Origin of the sequence: Streptomyces sp. NPDC004732 (genome assembly GCF_040609235.1) — a bacterium.
In the GTDB taxonomy this organism is placed as follows: domain Bacteria; phylum Actinomycetota; class Actinomycetes; order Streptomycetales; family Streptomycetaceae; genus Streptomyces.
Genome location: NZ_JBEXJR010000004.1, coordinates 531,600 through 546,656, shown reverse-complemented (window position 1 = coordinate 546,656; position 15,057 = coordinate 531,600). Strand labels below are relative to the sequence as shown.

Genomic DNA, 15,057 nt, shown 5'->3' with positions numbered 1-15,057 from the left:
ACCCCTCGACCTGGGAAAGCCCTTGATCCGGCGCAGGCCATGGGCGCAAGGATGGGGCCATGCGCATACGTCCCGTCATCGCCCCGGACCTCGTCCGTTTCCTCCCCCTCCTCATCGCCGACCCCGTCTGCGGTCTGACGCCCGACACCTACCGGTCCCGGCTCGCAGACGGGCAGTACCGGCACGAGTGGACGTGGATCGCCGAGGACTCCGCGGACGGAGTGCCGCTCGCGGTCGCCGTCTGGTGGGGCGGCCCGGACGCGTCCGGGCCCGGCGCGCTCGACGCGGTGTTCGTCGATGCCTCGGCCGGTGCGGTCGGGCGTCGCGCCGACATCGCCGCCGCGCTGCTCACCGCGGCGCACGGGCAGTACGCACAGCAGGGCGTGACCGCTCCACCGGCGTTTCACATTTTCGTGCCCGTGGACTGGCGCGACCGTCCCACGACGGTCGAGGCCCTGGACTGGCGCCGGGAAGCAGCCTGTCGGGCAGGCCTGTCCGCGGAGGTGGAGCGGCTGCGTTACGAGTGGACTCCATCGGACGGTCTCCCCGCGGCAACGACATCGGCGCCGACACCGGCGTCGGCGCGTCTGGAATTCCACGCCGAGCCCGACGACGAGGTGTTCGTCGGGCTGTTCCGCGGAGTCCTGGCGGACACGCTGGACGCGGCGTCACGGCAGGAGGCCGACCGGATCGGGGCCGAGGCGCAGGCGCGCGGGGACGTCGCCTTCTACCGCGACGACATGCCCGGGAAGCGGTCGTGGTGGCGGATCGCCCGGACTCCGGACGGTGAAGTGGTCGGCTTCGTCATCCCGTCCCGCAACCAGACCGCATCCGTGATCGGCTACCTCGGCGTACTGCCGGTGCACCGCGGGCGCGGCTACGCGGACGACCTCCTGGCCGAGGCCACACGACTCCTCGTCGCCGAGACGGACGCACGCCTGATCCGCGCCGACACCGATCTCACGAACACGCCGATGGCCGCGGCCTTCGAACGCGCGGGCTACCGCAACAGCGGCCGTCGGCTCGTCCTTTCCGCGCCCTGACCGCGCCGGTCCGGCCATGCGCCGCGCCCGGCCCCGATGCAGGATGGCCTCATGCTGCTTGCCCGGCTCGCGCACGTGTCCAAGGAAGTGGCCGCCACGTCGGCGCGGTCCCGGAAGATCGGTCTGCTCGCCGAGTTGTTCCGGGCCGCGGAGCCGGAGGACGTACCGATCGCCATCCCCTATTTGTCGGGGCGGCTGCCCCAGGGGCGACTCGGTATCGGCTGGAGCACGCTCAAGCATGCGGTGCCGCCCGCCGCGGAGCCGACGCTCACCGTGCGCGGTGTGGATGCGGCGCTCACCGCGATCGGGTCGGTGTCCGGCGCCGGGTCGCAGGCCGAGCGCAAGCGTCTCGTCGGGGAGTTGATGGGTGCGGCGACCGCCGACGAACAGGGGTTCCTGATCGGGCTGCTGACCGGCGAGGTCCGCCAGGGCGCGCTGGACGCGGTGGCGGTGGAAGGGCTTGCGCTGGCCACGGAGACTCCGGCGGACGCCGTGCGGCGTTCCGTGATGCTCGCCGGGTCCGTGAGTCCGGTCGCCCAGGCCCTGCTGGCGGACGGCGCGGCGGCCCTGGACGAGTTCCGGCTGACCGTGGGACAGCCGATCCTGCCGATGCTCGCGCACAGCGCCGCCTCCGTCGCGGAAGGCATCGACAAGCTGGGGGCGTGCGCGGTCGAGGAGAAGCTGGACGGCATCCGCGTGCAGGTGCACCGGGACGGGGACGACGTACGCGTCTACACCCGCACCCTGGACGACATCACCGACCGGCTGCCCGAGCTGACCGCCGCGGCGCTCGGCCTGGCGGGCACGCACTTCATTCTGGACGGCGAGGTCATCGCGCTGGGCGCGGACGGGCGGCCCCGGCCGTTCCAGGAGATCGCGGGGCGCGTCGGTTCCCGCGTCGACGTGTCGGCGGCGGCAGCCGGACTGCCGCTGTCCCCCGTCTTCTTCGACGCCCTGTCCGTGGCCGGGCGGGACCTGCTCGACCTGCCGTTCACCGAGCGCCACGCGGAACTGGCGGCGCTGGTGCCCGAGCCGATGCGGGTGCGGCGCGCGCTCGTGGCCGACCCGGACGACGAGCGGCTGCGCGGCGAGGCCCAGGAGTTCTTCGAGGCGACGCTGGGGCGCGGCCACGAAGGAGTCGTACTCAAGGGGCTCGATGCCTCCTACAGCGCGGGCCGCCGGGGCGCCTCCTGGCTGAAGGTCAAACCCGTACACACGCTGGACCTGGTGGTGCTGGCCGCCGAATGGGGGCACGGCCGCCGCACCGGCAAGCTGTCCAACCTGCATCTGGGCGCGCGTCGGCCCGACGGCACGTTCGCCATGCTGGGCAAGACCTTCAAGGGAATGACGGATGCCATGCTCGCCTGGCAGACCGAGCGGCTGCAGGAACTGGCGGTCGAGGAGCGCGGCTACGTCGTGACGGTGCGCCCCGAGCTCGTCGTGGAGATCGCCTACGACGGGCTGCAGAAGTCCACGCGCTACCCGGCGGGCGTCACACTCCGGTTCGCCAGGGTCGTGCGGTACCGCGAGGACAAGTCCCCCGAGGAGGCGGACTCGGTCGAGACGGTGCTGCGGAACGGTCCCGGCGCGGCGTAACTCATGATCTTGTGGCGCGTTGATTCACGCATGCACGAGATCACCAAGAAGTTCGCCGCAGGGATCGCCACCATCGCCGCCGCGCTCGGCTGCCTCATCGCCACCGGGCCCTCGGCGGTCGCCGACGGCAAGTGGTGCAACCACTCCGTCTGCATCGAGACGTACGACTCCGGCACCTATCTGGGCCGGGTCGAGGTGTCGGTCGTCAACACCAACCAGCCGAACCGCATCAGCGCCCGCGTGTGGACCACGAACGGCTGGAGCGCCAACACGAAGGTGGAGGACGTCGACAAGTTCAGGACCTACCGGGACCAGGCGTACCCCCAGCGACACTTCCCCGCGGGCACCCGGCTCTGTGCGGAGGGCTTCCGCGGCGGGGAAAGCGTGGGGCTCCCCTGCGTGACCCTCACCGACTGATCTCGGCCACTGCCCCTTGGCGGCCCCACCGGAGACTCCGGTGGGGCCGCTCGACGTCCAGGGTGGATTTTGCCAATCCTTGGCCCCGATAGGGTGACGGGCCGGGGGAGATCAATCCAACACGCAAGGGGAGAAGCTGTGCCCGCCTCACGACTCAGCCGTACGCCGCTTCCAGGCATCGGCATCCGGTACGACCTCACGACCCGAGAACAGCAACGTCTGTCGGTCGTCGCGCACCGGGACGGAGCACGGACGCTCAGCGCCTACCGGTCCGACGACCCGGACGAGTGCGCGCTGTCTACGCGACTGAGTTCGGGCGAGGCCGACGCGCTCATCGACGCCCTGATGCCCTCGCACCACAGCCCGACCCTCCTGCACACCACCGACCTGGGCCTGGTCGCCGAGCGCGTGCTGCTGTCCGCCACCTCGCACTGGAACGGGCGGCTGCTCGGCGAGACCCGGATGCGGACCGAGACCGGCGTGTCGATCGTGGCCGTGCTGCGCAGGGCCGATGCCATTCCGTCGCCCGCGCCCGACTTCCGGCTGGCCGGCGGGGACACCCTGATCGTCATCGGAACGCGCGAGGGCGTCGAGACCGCCGCGACGATACTCGGGCGGGAGTGATCGCATGCATTCCGCTGTCTTTCTGATCGAATTCGGTGCGATCATCCTCGCCCTCGGCCTGCTCGGCAGGTTCGCGGGACGCTTCCAGTTCTCGCCGATCCCGCTGTATCTGCTGGCCGGGCTCGCGTTCGGCGAGGGCGGACTGCTGCCGCTTGGCGCCAGCGAGGAGTTCGTCGCCATCGGCGCCGAGATCGGCGTCATTCTGCTGCTGCTGATGCTCGGGCTCGAGTACACGGCCAACGACCTGGTCAGCAACCTCAAGACGCAGTACCCGGCCGGTCTGGTCGACTGCACCCTGAACGCCCTGCCCGGCGCCATCGCCGCGCTGCTCATGGGCTGGGGTCCGGTCGCCGCCGTCGTGCTCGCCGGTGTCACCTGGATCTCGTCGTCCGGCGTCATCGCCAAGGTCCTCGGCGACCTCGGCAGGCTCGGCAACCGCGAGACCCCGGTCATCCTCAGCGTTCTGGTCCTCGAAGACCTGGCGATGGCCGTCTATCTGCCCATCATCACCGCCCTGTTGGCGGGGGTCGGCCTGGCGGCGGGCAGTCTCACGCTCGCCATCGCGCTCGGCGCCGCGGGGATCGTCCTCTTCATCGCGGTGCGCTACGGACGGCTCATCTCGCGGTTCGTCTCCAGCGACGACCCGGAGAAGCTGCTTCTGGTAGTGCTTGGTCTGACCATCCTCGTCGCGGGTATCGCGCAGCAGCTCCAGGTGTCCGCGGCCGTCGGCGCGTTCCTGGTCGGCATAGCACTGTCCGGTGAGGTCGCCGAGGGCGCACACTCGCTGCTCGCGCCGCTGCGGGACCTCTTCGCGGCCGTCTTCTTCGTCTTCTTCGGGCTGCACACCGACCCGTCGAGCATTCCGCCGGTGCTGCTGCCCGCGCTCGCGCTCGCCGTCGTGACCGCCCTGACGAAGATCGCGACCGGCTACTGGGCGGCCCGCCGTGCGGGCATCTCGGTCAAGGGCCGGTGGCGGGCGGGTGGCGCACTGGTGGCGCGCGGCGAGTTCTCCATCGTCATCGCGGGACTCGCGGTCGCGGCGGGCATCGAACCGTCGCTCGGCCCGCTGGCCACGGCGTACGTCCTGATCCTCGTGATCGTCGGACCGCTGACCGCCCGTTACACCCAGCCCATCGCGGGTTACGTGGGCGGGGTACTGGCGCGTCGCCGTAACGCCGCTCCCGTCGCCGACACCGGCACCACGGGCGAGACGGCCGTCGAAGCGCCGCAGGTGCCCGGCCCCCGGGACACGGTCGAGGCCCTGGACGGGCAGGACGCGACCGACCGGTCCTAGGACGGGCCGAGGCCAAAGGCAACGACCACGGCCATCGCACCGGACGGCACGCGGGACATCACCCCGCGGGCCGTCCGGGCCGTCGTCGGAACGGCGGCCGACTAGCCGACGCATCTGGGCCGGAAGGCCGCGTCGGCAGGCCCCTCACGGTCCAGCGCATTCAGCACCCATTGAGCGACGACGGGATCCTTCGTCGCCTGGTCGTGCATGAACGGGTCCAAGGGACAGCGGTCTTGCAGGACGACGTTGGTGACGTACTTCTTGAGGCCGTTCAACAGGGCGCTGGTGTACGGGATCACGACCTCGTCGTGCCGCGTGGTGACGACCGTGTAGTCGGGCCCGGCCGGTGTCTCGGTCCCCTCGTTGAGCTTCGCCAGCAGCTCGGACCCCGTCATCTGGTCGATGCAGGCGGGGCAGGCGATGTCGCCGAGCGGCTTGGCCAGGGGGTTCGCCGTGCCGTGGTTGGACGGCACGATGCCGACCAGGTCGTCGACCTTGTCCGCGCCGCCGAGGAACTTCACGTAGTAGCGGGGCATCATGCCGCCCTGGCTGTGCCCGACGAGGTCGACCTTCGCCACCCCCGTGGCGGCGCGCACGGCCTCGACGAAGTCCCGGAGCTCCGCGGCCGACCGCGGGACCGAAGCGGTGGCCATCTTTCCGTAGTTGAACGCAAAGACGCAGTAGCCCGCCCTCTTCAGCTTCGGCGAGAGCGTCGCCCAGTTCTCCGCCATGAGTTTGAACGTGCCGTTGACCAGGACGACCGGCTGCGGGTGCGCCGGGTCCGGCTTGCAGGACCAGTCGTTGGCGCCACGGGGCGGGACGTCCAGGACCGAAGTCGGCGCGGAGGCTTGAGCCGGGACGGCCAGGCCCACGCATGAGAGGCCAAGGGCGAGGGTGGCCGCGGCGGTCACCAAGGACCGTACGGCGTGACGCAGGTGCATCGGCATTCCCAACGTGAAGTGACGTGTGTAGATGTACGTGGCGCATCGACGAACAGGGTTCGGCAATGTCGACCGCTGGTCGAGATCATTTTCGGTGCGTACACGCCACGTCAAGAGGTTTACTGACCAGTACGGATTCTTCGTGCGCGGAAGGCGTCCTTCCGATCACCGGCGCCATACGGGCAGTTCGGGCATTCGCGGACTCGCCTCCCACGAGACCACTCCGGCCTGGCACGATGCTCTCCATGACCTCAGGTCCCGCGTTCCGCCTCGCACGAGCCGCGATGTTCGCGGCCGTGTGTGTGGTGGCGACGGGCCTCGGTCACGCGGTCATGTCCGGTGCCGCGCTGCCCTGGTGGGCACTGGGGTACGCGTTCGCCGCCACGGTCGCCGCCGCGTGGTGGCTGACGGGGCGCGAGCGCGGGGCGGTCGCCGTCATCGGCGCCACGGTCGCGGCGCAGCTCTGTCTGCACGAACTGTTCGGCCTTGCGCAGCGGATGGCCGGGCCGACGGCCGGGGGCGGGGCGGTGGGTGCGGCCCGGGGTTACCCCGACGACGGCATGAATCACCTGAACCACCCGATGCCGATGACCGCTCCGCCGTCCGGTGCCGGTTCGTCCGGCGGTTCGTCCGCTGCTTCGATGCATGCCGCCGCCATGCCGGACGAGGGCATGTCCCACTGGATCATGTCCGTCTTCGGGCACAGCGGCTTCGGCATGTTCCTCGCCCACGTCGCCGCCGCGCTGATCTGTGCCCTGTGGCTGTGGCGCGGCGAGGCCGCCGTCTTCCGTACCGGACGCGCGCTGGCCGCGGCCGTCTTCGTACCGCTGCGGTTCGTCCTCGCGGCCGTCGTCGCGGCCCTGCCGCCGACACCGCCCCACGTCGCCGCGCTCGTGCCTGTGCCGCGGCTGCGCGGGGTCCTTCTCCAGCACGTCGTATCGCGCAGAGGTCCACCGGTCCTTCCGGCCAGTTCCTGACACCGCCCGCACCCCTCGGTGCCGGGCGGATCTTCGGCGTCCGCCCGCGGGGAGTCCCTGCCCCGTCGTGCGCCCGCGCCGCTTCCTGAACTCCCTTCACCGAAGGACCTTTTGCGATGACTCCTGCCCTTTTGCGATCCCGGACGGGCGTGGACCCGACCCGCGACGAACTGACCACGCAGTGGGCGCTAGCGGCCCGCGACGGCGACGCCCAGGCGTTCGAACAGTTCGTCCGGGCCACGCGTCTCGACGTCTGGCGCTTCACCGCCCATCTCAGCGGTGACCTGCACGGCGCCGACGACCTGACCCAGGAGACGTACCTCCGGGCCCTCACCGCCTTGCCCGGCTTCGCCGCACGGTCCAGCGCGCGCACCTGGCTGCTCGCCATCGCGCGCCGGGTGGTCGCGGACCGCTTCCGCTCGGCGGCGGCCCGGCCCCGGATCGCCGACACGGGCGACTGGCAGGCGGCCGCCGAGCGCGCCCAGCCGCACGGTCTGCCGGGGTTCGAGGAGGGCGTGGCCCTGCTCGACCTCCTGGAGACGCTCGACGCGCCGCGCCGTGAGGCGTTCGTCCTGACCCAGCTCGCCGGGCTTCCGTACGCGGACGCGGCAGCCGCCGTCGGCTGTCCGATCGGCACGGTGCGTTCGCGCGTGGCGCGGGCCCGGGAGCGGGTGAGCGAGCTGCTGGTCGCGGCGGACCACGCCGCCTAGGGCCTGTGTCGGAAGTCCCGTCGTTCGCCCGGAGGGCGGGCCCCGCGGCGTCCGGCGCGTGCGATCGCAAGGCGGAGGGTCGCCCCGATACTGGATGTATCGGGGTGATCCGACAACGCCGCGAGGGCGCGTGCCGGACGCCGCGGGGCAGGCGGGACTTCCGACACAGGCCCTAGCGGTCCCGCACCGTGCCAGGGGCCTCCTCGCGGGAGGCCCCTGCCGCGGTGCGCGAAGGGCCCAGGCCGCAGCGCGCGCAAGTCCCCGGTCGCGGCCCCCGAGCAGGCCGTTTAGCGTGGTGCGGGGGTGTCTGGAGGCCATCGCCATGGACCGTGAAGCCGTGCCCGCGCCGGAACCCGCCCCGGTGCCCGATCCCGTACGCGAACGCGACGCAGGAGCGTCCGTGCCCCACACGGGAGGCGGGCGGCACGAACACCGCTGGCTGATCCTCGGGGTCGTCGGCATCGCCCAGCTCATGGTGGTGCTCGACGCGACGATCGTGAACATCGCGCTGCCCTCGGCCCAGAAGGATCTGGGCTTCTCCGACGGCAACCGCCAGTGGATCGTCACCGCGTACGCGCTCGCCTTCGGTTCCCTGCTGCTGCTCGGCGGGCGCATCGCCGACCTGGTGGGACGCAAGGTCGTCTTCCTCGCCGGACTCGCCGGTTTCGCGGTGGCGTCCGCGATCGGCGGCGCGGCGACGAGCTTCTCGATGCTGGTCGCGGCCCGTGCACTGCAGGGCGTCTTCGGCGCGCTGCTCGCGCCCGCGGCCCTGTCGCTGCTCACGACCACGTTCACCGATCCCCGGGAGCGCGCCAAGGCGTTCGGCATCTACGGCGCGATCGCGGGCGCGGGCGGCGCGGTGGGGCTGCTGCTCGGCGGCGTACTCACCGAGTATCTGGACTGGCGCTGGTGCCTGTACGTGAACCTCGCGTTCGCCCTGATCGCCATGGTCGGCGGTGCGCGGCTGCTGCACGCGGGCGCCCCGCCGGACCGGCCCCGACTGGACGTGCCCGGCACGCTGCTGGTGTCGGCGGGTCTCTTCTGCATCGTGTACGGCTTCTCCAACGCCGAGACGCACGCCTGGAGTGACGTGTTGACCTGGGGTTTCCTGGTCGTCGGTGTGGTGCTTCTGGTGCTCTTCGGATGGTGGCAGACACGGGCCACGCATCCGCTGCTGCCGCTGCGGGTCGTCCTTGACCGGGACCGCGGGGCCTCGTTCCTCGCGATGTTCATCTCGGGCGCCGGTATGTTCGGCGTGTTCCTGTTCCTCACGTACTACCTGCAGCAGATCCTGCAGTACACGCCCGTCAAGACCGGCCTGGCCTTCCTGCCCATGGTGGCGGTGATGGTCGTGGCCTCCGTGGTGACCACCAACAACCTGGTGCCGCGGGTGGGCGCGAAGCCGATCGTGCCGCTGGGCATGGGACTTTCCGCGGCAGGCATGGCCTGGCTCACCGCCCTCGACGTGAGCAGCGGTTACGCCGCGCACGTCCTGCCGCCGCTGCTGGTCGCCGGACTCGGCCTCGGCCTGATCTTCGCCCCGGCGATGAGCATGGCGACGGCCGGTGTCGCGGCCCACGACGCGGGTGTGGCCTCCGCGATGGTCAATACGAGTCAGCAGGTGGGCGGTTCGATCGGCACGGCGCTGCTGAACACGCTCGCCACCACGGCGGCGTCCAACTACCTGGTGGGCAAGCAACCGACGCCCCAGGTCCAGGCACAGGCGGCGATGCAGTCGTACTCGACCGCGTACTGGTGGTCGGCCCTCTTCTTCGCGATCGGCCTTGTCGTTACCGTCGTCCTGTATCGCAGAGGGGCGCCGCGCCCGACTGACTCGGACACCGGCGCGGTCCACATGTAGGGCGGTGGCGCTATGGGTTCGAGCCCGGACCCGGGTCGGGAAACGGCTCCGGCTCCGGCTTCCGGCGACGGAGGCGGCGCCGGGAGCGGTGGTGGCGGTGTCGCGCTGGCGTCCGCCCGCGGGCGCTGGGTCCTGCTGTGCGCGGTGCTCGCCTCGGGCATGGCGATGCTCGACGGCACCGTCGTCAACGTCGCCCTGCCGACTCTCGGCAAGGACCTCGATGCGTCCATCTCGGCCCTGCAGTGGGTCGTCAACGCCTACATGCTCACGCTCTCCGCGCTGCTGCTGCTCGGCGGGGCGCTCGGCGACCGCATCGGGCGGCGGCGCACTCTCGTCATCGGCGTGGTGTGGTTCGCGGCGGCCTCCGCGCTGTGCGGGCTCGCGCAGGACGCCGGGATGCTGATCGCGGCCCGCGCCCTCCAGGGCGTCGGCGGGGCCCTGCTGACGCCCGGTTCGCTGGCCCTCGTCCGCGCCTCGTACCGCCCCGACGACCAGGCCCGCGCGGTGGGCGCGTGGTCGGGGCTCGGCGGGGTGGCCGGGGCGGTCGGCCCGTTCCTGGGCGGCTGGCTCATCGACGGTCCTGGCTGGCGGTGGATCTTCCTGATCAATGTGCCGCTGGCCGCGCTGGTGCTGTTCGCGGTCCGGCACGTGCCGGAGAGCCGTGACGAGTCGGCGGCCCAACAGCCGTTCGACGTGCCCGGCGCATGCCTCGCCGCGCTGTTCCTGGCGGGCGTCAGCTTCTCGCTGATCGGCGCGTCCGGGGACACGTCGGCGGGCGGGGTGATCCTGCCGGGGGTGCTGGGTCTCGCGGCCGGTGCCGCCTTCGTCCTGGTCGAACACCGCAGGCGCAACCCGATGCTGCCCCTCGAACTGTTCCGCTCGCGCCTGTTCACCGCGGCCAACGTGATGACGCTCTGCCTGTACGCGGCCATCGGCGGCATCCTGTTCATGCTGCCGGTGCAGTTGCAGACGACCCTCGGGTACGACGCGCTCCAGGCGGGCACGGCGACGCTGCCGATCACCGTCCTGATGCTGCTGCTGTCCGCGTCCGCAGGCGATCTGGCCCGTCGCGTCGGCCCGCGGCTGCCGCTCGTCGTGGGGCCGTCGGTCGCGGCCGCCGGGGTGCTGCTGATGCTGCGGGTCAGGCCCGGCGCGGCGTACGTCACCGACGTGCTGCCCGCGGTCGTCGTACTGGGCCTCGGCATGAGTCTGTTCGTGGCGCCGCTCACCGCGACCGTGCTCGCCTCGGTCGACGCGAGCCGTGCGGGTCTTGCCAGCGGGGTCAACAACACGGCGGCGCGCATCGCGCAGTTGCTCGTCGTGGCCGGGCTGCCGCTGGCGGTCGGCCTGTCCGGCACGGCGTACGCGGATCCCGACGCGCTGAACGCCTCCTTCGGCAAGGCGGCGGTGGGCTGCGCGGCGCTGTTCGCCCTCGCGGCGGCCGCCGCCGCGGTGTTCGTCCGGCCGAGCCCGGCGGCCTGGCACGACGAACGCGGCAACGAGCCGCAGTGCAAGACCTGCTGCGGCGTGCAGGCGCCGCCCTTGGAGCCCGGAGGCCGGGTCGGCGAGTGACGCGCGTCGCCAAGGACCACGGCTGCTGTCGTGCACCGCACCACCAACACTGGGCGCCCTCACACGACCGATGACGGGCACGCCGCGGGCGAGACGGCTACCGCGGCGTATCGCGTACGAACAACGTCACCGACACGCTCGCTTCGAAGCCGTTGCTCCGCATCAGAGCGGCCGACGCGGTGTTGCGGGACTCCACGTCCGTGACGACGGCGCTCGCGCCCGCCTCCGTGAGCGTCGCGCAGCAGGCCTTCACCAGGCGACTCGCAATGCCCTGCCCCTGGTACTCCGGCGCGCTCGCGATCCACTCCAGGTTGCCCCAGTCGGTGCGCTGGTCGAAGCCCATCGAGCCGAGCACGTAACCGGCGAGGCGGTCCCCGGCCAGCGCGACCCAGCAGGCGGACGCCTCACCGTCCATGTGCCTGGCGACCGCCGAGAGGGACCAGGAGGTGTACGGCTTCACCGTCGTGTCGTAGACGCGCTCGCCCAGCGCGAGGACGTCGGCCAGATGGGTGGCTCTCAACGGTTCGAGGACGATCTCCGTCGGGCGCTCCGGCGCGGCGGGGCTGGACATGGGGCCTCCCAGGGGCCGTGCGGCGCCGGGGCCGCGGCTGCGTGCACCTCACGCTATGAGGCGGGCGGGGCGTGCGCATGCCGGAGAAGCGCGGATGGGGCGGGGTGAGTGACTACCGAGGTGGCCCCGGGGCGCGCCCCCAGAAGACCTACCTGGACGCGCCCGACAGGCACGCACCTCGCCAACTCCCCCATGTCTAACTTCTTTTGATCAGTTGGACGTGTGTCCGAGGCACACCTCCGGAGCCCTTATCGTGGAGCGCATGTCCGTTCCTGAGCTGATCCGCATCGTCTCCCGCTCCTCCCCCATGGCCCTCGCCCAGGTGGAGCGCGTACGCGCCGAACTCGCCGAGCTGCACCCCGGCATCCGTACCGAGGTCGTGCCGGTCACCACCTCGGGGGACCGCTGGATGGGCGATCTGGCGGCGCTCGGCGGCAAGGGGGCGTTCACCAAGGAGGTCGACGCCACGCTGCTCGCCGGTGAGGCGGATCTCGCGGTGCACTGCGTCAAGGACATCCCCGCGGACCGGCCGCTCCCCGCGGGCACCACGTTCGCCGCCTTCCTCAAGCGGGACGACATCAGGGACGCACTCATCCACCCCGACGGGCTCACCCTCGACGAGCTGCCCGCAGGCACCCGCATCGGCACGTCGTCGGTCCGCCGCGTGGCACAACTCGCCGCCTCGCACCCAGAGTTGGAGTGCGTGCCGATGCGCGGCAACGCAGGCCGCCGCCTGGCGAAGCTCGCGGCAGGTGACGCCGACGCACTGCTGCTCGCCCAGTCCGGACTCGACCGCATCGGCCGCCCCGAGCTGGCCAGCGAGATCCTGTCGGTGGAGACGATGTGCCCGCCGATCGGCGCGGGGATCCTCGCCCTGCAGTGCCGTGAAGACGACACCGCGACCATCGACGCCGTGTCGGACCTCGGCGACAGGGACGCCTGGCGGGAGGCGACCGCCGAGCGCATGTTCCTGCACGTGCTGCAGGGGCACTGCAATTCGCCCATCGCCGGGTACGCACGCTCCGAGCGCGGCGGCGACCTCTCGCTGCGCGCCTGCGTGTTCACGCCCGACGGGAAGACGGTGCTCAACGCCCACGAGTGGGCGGGCCCGCTCGACCCTGCGACCCTCGGCACGTCCGTGGCCGTGGCCCTGCTCCGCCAGGGAGCCCGAGACCTGATCGACGGCATCGCCCACTGACGCGACGCCGACGGGCCAGGCCGTCGCCCGGCCCGGGCGGTGCGACTGTGACTGCGTCGCTCGCTGCGTATGACGGGAGTTCTCCCGCTACGTGATGAAACGATGACAGCGCCCCTGATCTGCGGTTCCAGGGGGTCAGCTGGACGGCATGAACACCGAGACCACCGGCACCACAGCCTCCTCCGCCCCGCTCGTCTCCCGCCGCTCTTCCCGAAGCCCTGTGTGGCGCGCCGCCGCACTCGCACTGGTCGCCGCGGTGGGCGTCACCGCCCTGGCCGCCTGCGGTGGGGGCAGGAGCGACGGCGTCAGCGACAGCGGCGAAAGCAAGACCGCGGGCAAGAACACGAACACGCCGAAGGTCCTCTGGATGGGCGACTCCATCGCCGGAGCCGAGGCCCCCGCTCTCGGCGCGGCGCTGAAGGCCGCCGACGTGCCGTTCAAGTCGATGGCGGCCGACGGCGGAGGTGGCGTCATCGGCGAAGTGGCCGAGCCCACCTGGGACGAACTGCCGAAGCAGCTCACGTCCTTCAAGCCGGACGTCGTCGCGTACCAGATCACCACCTACGACTGGGGCAAGCCCGGCGAACAGCGGGCCGCTTACGAAAAGCTGGCCAAGACGGTCGGTGACGCGGGCGCCGAACTCGTCCTCGTCACGGCACCCCCCTTCAAGATCGACTCCTTCTACAAGCCGCACGCGGCAGAGATCAAGACCGCCCCGAAGTCCGCCGAGGCCGTGGCCGACCGGCACGAGGGCAAGGTCCGCTTCCTCGATTCCGCCGCCCTGTGGGGCACCGACGGCACGGCGCCCAAGGCCCTGCGCAGCAAGGACGGCATCCACTCCTGCCAGCAGGGTTCGGCCGCATTCGCGCAGTGGCTGGGCAAGGAGCTGGGCCGCGTGTACTCGTTCACCCCCGCCCCGGCCGACCGGTGGGCGACCGGCTCGTGGACCGGCGCCAAGGTCTACGGCCCGCTGGGCTGCAAGTGACCAGACGCCACATCGCACCCCTCGACGGCCTGCGGGGCCTGGCCGTCCTGGGTGTGCTGCTCTTCCACGCAGGCCGGTTCGACGGCGGCTTCCTCGGCGTGGACCTGTTCTTCGTCCTGTCCGGGTTCCTGATCACCGGCCTGCTCCTGACGGAAATCGCCCGCGACGGCCGCGTCGACCTGCTCGCCTTCTGGGGCCGCCGCGCCCGCCGCCTGCTGCCCGCCCTGGCCGTGACCGTGGCCGGGACGCTGCTCCTGGTATGGGCCTTCGGCTCGGTGTCCCTGCTGCGGTTCGGGCTCGACGACACCCCGTGGGTGCTGGGCAACCTCGCCAACTGGCACTTCATCGCCGACCAGGTCGGCTACTGGGACTCCGCCGACACCCGGGTGTTCAGCCATCTGTGGAGCATCGCGGTCGAGGAGCAGTTCTACCTCCTCTGGCCGCCGGTCCTGTGCCTGCTGGCGCTCGGCCGGGGCCGGGTCCGGGCGCGCCCGAGGGTCGGGAGGCGCGTCGCGCTCGTGGCCGCCGTCGGGGCCGTCGTCTCGCTGGCGCTCATGGTCGCCTTCACCGGCCCCGTCGACACCACGCGCGTGTACGAGGGCACGGACACCCGCGCCTTCTCGCTGCTGCTCGGGGCGCTGATGGCGACCGAGCCCGCCGCTCGGCTCGTGGCGCGGCTGGGGTCCCGGGGTGCGTCCTGGGCCGCCCTGGTACTGGCCTGCGGCATCGCGGTGTACTGGACCCTGGCCGACGGCCAGGACTCCCCCTCGCTGTTCCGCGGCGGCCTGTTCCTCCACGCGCTGGCCGCCGCCCTGCTCATCGGCTGCCTCGCGCAGGCGCCGGACGGCCCTGTCGGCCGTGTCGTGGGCGGCGCGCCGCTGCGCGGGCTCGGCGCGATCTCCTACAGCCTCTATCTGTGGCACTGGCCGGTCTACGTCCTGCTGAGCGAGGAGCGCCTGGGCAGAACGGGCTGGGACCGGACCGCGATCATCATCGCCGTGTCCGTGGCGGCCGCCGCCCTGTCCAAGTACCTGGTGGAGGACCCCGTACGCTTCCGGGCACGCTGGGCGCACGGCCGCTCGGGGGCGTGCGCTCTCCTCGCCACGTTCGCCGTCCTGGCCGCTCTGTGGGCGGTCATCCCGGAGCCGCAGGCAGGGGCCGGGTCCGTGGACGTCACGCAACTCACCGCCGAGGGCTGAAGCCACGTACAGAGGCCTGAAGAGGCTTACGGAGACCTACGGAGGCACCGGACCCTCACGCATGGCGAC

At 71.8% G+C, this 15,057-nt stretch carries 14 protein-coding genes; 12 read left to right on the top strand and 2 right to left on the bottom strand.

Features of this window, described 5'->3' with window-relative positions:
- The first annotated feature begins 59 nt into the window (after positions 1-59).
- The 5 genes from ABZV77_RS14720 to ABZV77_RS14700 all read left to right on the top strand — a co-directional run bounded on the left by ABZV77_RS14720 (position 60) and on the right by ABZV77_RS14700 (position 4,974).
- Positions 60-1,043 (top strand): GNAT family N-acetyltransferase, encoded by a 984-nt coding sequence (locus ABZV77_RS14720; protein WP_356255530.1) that lies wholly within the window; start codon positions 60-62, stop codon positions 1,041-1,043.
- Between the two features lie 51 nt (positions 1,044-1,094).
- Positions 1,095-2,639 (top strand): ATP-dependent DNA ligase, encoded by a 1,545-nt coding sequence (locus ABZV77_RS14715; RefSeq protein WP_356255527.1) that lies wholly within the window; start codon positions 1,095-1,097, stop codon positions 2,637-2,639.
- A 30-nt stretch (positions 2,640-2,669) separates the two neighbouring features.
- Positions 2,670-3,056, top strand: a complete 387-nt coding sequence (locus ABZV77_RS14710; protein ID WP_356255524.1) for a hypothetical protein — start codon at positions 2,670-2,672, stop codon at positions 3,054-3,056.
- A gap of 138 nt (positions 3,057-3,194) precedes the next feature.
- Positions 3,195-3,680 carry a TrkA C-terminal domain-containing protein gene (locus ABZV77_RS14705; protein WP_055569017.1) on the top strand — a complete coding sequence of 162 codons (486 nt, stop codon included), beginning with the start codon at positions 3,195-3,197 and terminating at the stop codon, positions 3,678-3,680.
- A 4-nt stretch (positions 3,681-3,684) separates the two neighbouring features.
- Positions 3,685-4,974, top strand: a complete 1,290-nt coding sequence (locus ABZV77_RS14700) for a cation:proton antiporter (protein ID WP_356255521.1) — start codon at positions 3,685-3,687, stop codon at positions 4,972-4,974.
- 101 nt (positions 4,975-5,075) lie between these two features.
- Here the strand turns inward: ABZV77_RS14700 and ABZV77_RS14695 are convergent, their stop codons facing one another.
- On the bottom strand, positions 5,076-5,915 hold the full coding sequence (locus ABZV77_RS14695) for an alpha/beta fold hydrolase (RefSeq protein WP_356255518.1): 840 nt from the start codon (positions 5,913-5,915) through the stop codon (positions 5,076-5,078).
- Positions 5,916-6,160: 245 nt separating this feature from the next.
- Between ABZV77_RS14695 and ABZV77_RS14690 the strand changes: the two genes are divergently transcribed.
- The 4 genes from ABZV77_RS14690 to ABZV77_RS14675 all read left to right on the top strand — a co-directional run bounded on the left by ABZV77_RS14690 (position 6,161) and on the right by ABZV77_RS14675 (position 11,035).
- Entirely contained in the window at positions 6,161-6,892 is a 732-nt protein-coding gene (locus tag ABZV77_RS14690) for a hypothetical protein (RefSeq protein WP_356255515.1), read from the top strand.
- A gap of 116 nt (positions 6,893-7,008) precedes the next feature.
- Positions 7,009-7,602, top strand: coding sequence for a sigma-70 family RNA polymerase sigma factor (locus tag ABZV77_RS14685; protein WP_356255512.1), 594 nt, complete (start codon positions 7,009-7,011; stop codon positions 7,600-7,602).
- Between the two features lie 322 nt (positions 7,603-7,924).
- Positions 7,925-9,463, top strand: a complete 1,539-nt coding sequence (locus ABZV77_RS14680; RefSeq protein WP_356255509.1) for an MFS transporter — start codon at positions 7,925-7,927, stop codon at positions 9,461-9,463.
- Positions 9,464-9,475: 12 nt separating this feature from the next.
- Positions 9,476-11,035 carry an MFS transporter gene (locus ABZV77_RS14675; protein WP_356255507.1) on the top strand — a complete coding sequence of 520 codons (1,560 nt, stop codon included), beginning with the start codon at positions 9,476-9,478 and terminating at the stop codon, positions 11,033-11,035.
- Between the two features lie 97 nt (positions 11,036-11,132).
- Here the strand turns inward: ABZV77_RS14675 and ABZV77_RS14670 are convergent, their stop codons facing one another.
- Positions 11,133-11,606 carry a GNAT family N-acetyltransferase gene (locus ABZV77_RS14670; RefSeq protein ID WP_356255504.1) on the bottom strand — a complete coding sequence of 158 codons (474 nt, stop codon included), beginning with the start codon at positions 11,604-11,606 and terminating at the stop codon, positions 11,133-11,135.
- Positions 11,607-11,868: 262 nt separating this feature from the next.
- Here ABZV77_RS14670 and hemC point away from each other — a divergent pair, with 262 nt between their 5' ends.
- The 3 genes from hemC (at position 11,869) to ABZV77_RS14655 (ending at position 14,988) form a co-directional block, all read left to right on the top strand.
- Positions 11,869-12,804: a hydroxymethylbilane synthase gene (gene hemC / locus ABZV77_RS14665; protein WP_356255501.1), complete on the top strand. Its 936-nt coding sequence runs from the start codon at positions 11,869-11,871 to the stop codon at positions 12,802-12,804.
- A 148-nt stretch (positions 12,805-12,952) separates the two neighbouring features.
- The gene (locus ABZV77_RS14660) at positions 12,953-13,789 is read left to right on the top strand and encodes an SGNH/GDSL hydrolase family protein (RefSeq protein WP_356255498.1); all 837 of its coding nucleotides are present in this window, start codon (positions 12,953-12,955) and stop codon (positions 13,787-13,789) included.
- Entirely contained in the window at positions 13,786-14,988 is a 1,203-nt protein-coding gene (locus ABZV77_RS14655) for an acyltransferase (protein WP_356255495.1), read from the top strand. Before ABZV77_RS14660 ends, ABZV77_RS14655 begins: the two co-directional genes overlap by 4 nt.
- Positions 14,989-15,057 lie beyond the last annotated feature (69 nt).

What these genes read in the sequence shown, in the direction of transcription:
- ABZV77_RS14720 (WP_356255530.1), top strand. Translation starts at nt 60, where the DNA reads ATGCGCATACGTCCCGTCATCGCCCCGGACCTCGTCCGTTTCCTCCCC.
- ABZV77_RS14715 (WP_356255527.1), top strand. Translation starts at nt 1,095, where the DNA reads ATGCTGCTTGCCCGGCTCGCGCACGTGTCCAAGGAAGTGGCCGCCACG.
- ABZV77_RS14710 (WP_356255524.1), top strand. Translation starts at nt 2,670, where the DNA reads ATGCACGAGATCACCAAGAAGTTCGCCGCAGGGATCGCCACCATCGCC.
- ABZV77_RS14700 (WP_356255521.1), top strand. Translation starts at nt 3,685, where the DNA reads ATGCATTCCGCTGTCTTTCTGATCGAATTCGGTGCGATCATCCTCGCC.
- ABZV77_RS14695 (WP_356255518.1), bottom strand. Translation starts at nt 5,915, where the DNA reads ATGCACCTGCGTCACGCCGTACGGTCCTTGGTGACCGCCGCGGCCACC.
- ABZV77_RS14690 (WP_356255515.1), top strand. Translation starts at nt 6,161, where the DNA reads ATGACCTCAGGTCCCGCGTTCCGCCTCGCACGAGCCGCGATGTTCGCG.
- ABZV77_RS14685 (WP_356255512.1), top strand. Translation starts at nt 7,009, where the DNA reads ATGACTCCTGCCCTTTTGCGATCCCGGACGGGCGTGGACCCGACCCGC.
- ABZV77_RS14680 (WP_356255509.1), top strand. Translation starts at nt 7,925, where the DNA reads ATGGACCGTGAAGCCGTGCCCGCGCCGGAACCCGCCCCGGTGCCCGAT.
- ABZV77_RS14675 (WP_356255507.1), top strand. Translation starts at nt 9,476, where the DNA reads ATGGGTTCGAGCCCGGACCCGGGTCGGGAAACGGCTCCGGCTCCGGCT.
- ABZV77_RS14670 (WP_356255504.1), bottom strand. Translation starts at nt 11,606, where the DNA reads ATGTCCAGCCCCGCCGCGCCGGAGCGCCCGACGGAGATCGTCCTCGAA.
- hemC (WP_356255501.1), top strand. Translation starts at nt 11,869, where the DNA reads ATGTCCGTTCCTGAGCTGATCCGCATCGTCTCCCGCTCCTCCCCCATG.
- ABZV77_RS14660 (WP_356255498.1), top strand. Translation starts at nt 12,953, where the DNA reads ATGAACACCGAGACCACCGGCACCACAGCCTCCTCCGCCCCGCTCGTC.